This window comes from Leucobacter sp. M11, from assembly GCF_035726885.1.
In the GTDB taxonomy this organism is placed as follows: Bacteria; Actinomycetota; Actinomycetes; order Actinomycetales; family Microbacteriaceae; genus JAPFRB01.
Window position 1 is genome coordinate 40,103 of the sequence record NZ_JAPFRB010000001.1, and the last position, 1,386, is coordinate 41,488.

The window sequence follows — 1,386 nt, forward strand, 5'->3', positions numbered from 1 at the left end:
TTTTCCACACCTCCCGACTCTCCAGGCGTTCTCCACAGTGTGCCGGGGACTCCCCCGCGGGGCGTTTGGCCGGCGGAGTATTGGCGCATGGTCTCTTCCCCTCTCGATCCCAGCCCGGACGCCGCCCCCGGCGCGTCCCCTCCCAGCGCCCCCGGCGCTTCTCCTCCCGGTCCCTACGCCCGGGTGCCGGGCCGCAGCACCATCACCGCGGGCACCGCCGCCCGCATCGCCCAACGCATCGCCGAGGACGCCCTGAACGCGTCCCGCGTCGAAGTCGCCCCCTCGGATGGCGCTGACTCCACGCATCCCCTGGCAGCGGAGCAGCGGGCCGCGAGCGATGCCCGCGCGACCCTCACCGCCGAGGAACTGCGCGCTGCGGAGCAATCGTTAAGCGACGCGATCACCGAGGCCACCCGGTTGAAGAACCAGGCAGAAGCCACACGAGTCCGCCTGGTTTCGGACCTTGCCCGGCTCACCGAGGAACGCTTCACCCGCGAAGCGACCGAGGACGCCGCCCGGATCCGCACCGCAACCGGTGAGATCATCGACCCCGCCGTCACCCCGGCAGAACACCAACACCGCATGAATCAACTCGCCGAGGAAATCGCGTCCGCGACCACCCTCGGCACACCGACCGCGACCAAGCTCCTCAACCACGCCATCACCGTCTGCCACGACCTCCCCCACACCTGGGCGGCCTTCCAGGCCGGTGCGCTCGACCAGGGGCGGGTGCACACCATCGCACACGCCACCCTCGACGCCACCCCCGTGGCCCGCAGCATCCTCGACGAGCAACTCGCGAAGATCGCCCCCACCCTCACCCCCGCAAAACTCGTCCGCGTCGCCGAAGGGCTCCGCAACCGGGTCGACCCGATCTCCCCGGAAGCGAGGCACGCGGACGCGTTCACGCGCCGCGGTGCGTGGCTCGACCCCGGCCGGAACGGGATGATGGAACTCACCATCCGCTCCTCCGCACCGGAGCTCCTCACCGCGATGGACCGCATCGATACACTCGCGAAACACCTCGCCACCCTCGAAAAGAGCGAACACCGGAAACTGGTCGCCACAACCACACGGACACACGAAAACGCCCCGGACAACGGCCCGGACAGGAGCCCGGAAGCGCTCGATACGGCGCTGGCCGAGATCCCCTTGCCGCGGACCTTCTCCCAACTGCGGGCGGATGTGGCGGTCGATCTCGTCTCGCACGGAGAAATCGACGGGGCACACACCCCCGAGGCCGCGGGGGAACCGGTGTCGGGGTTCCGGCCCGGGCGGCTCCCCACCTCCCCGGGGCGCGGGATTCGCGGGCAGGTCACCGTGACCGTCCCGGTCAGGCTCCTCGCGGGTATCCGGCACGAACTCGACCTCGATCCAGGGCTCGAT

General features: G+C 70.3%; 1 protein-coding gene. It reads left to right on the top strand.

What is annotated here, in order from left to right; all coding sequences use genetic code 11:
* Positions 1-87: 87 nt before the first annotated feature.
* Positions 88-1,386 (top strand): DUF222 domain-containing protein (locus tag OOT08_RS00205; RefSeq protein ID WP_325090590.1); only part of this gene is annotated, 1,299 nt, incomplete at its 3' end.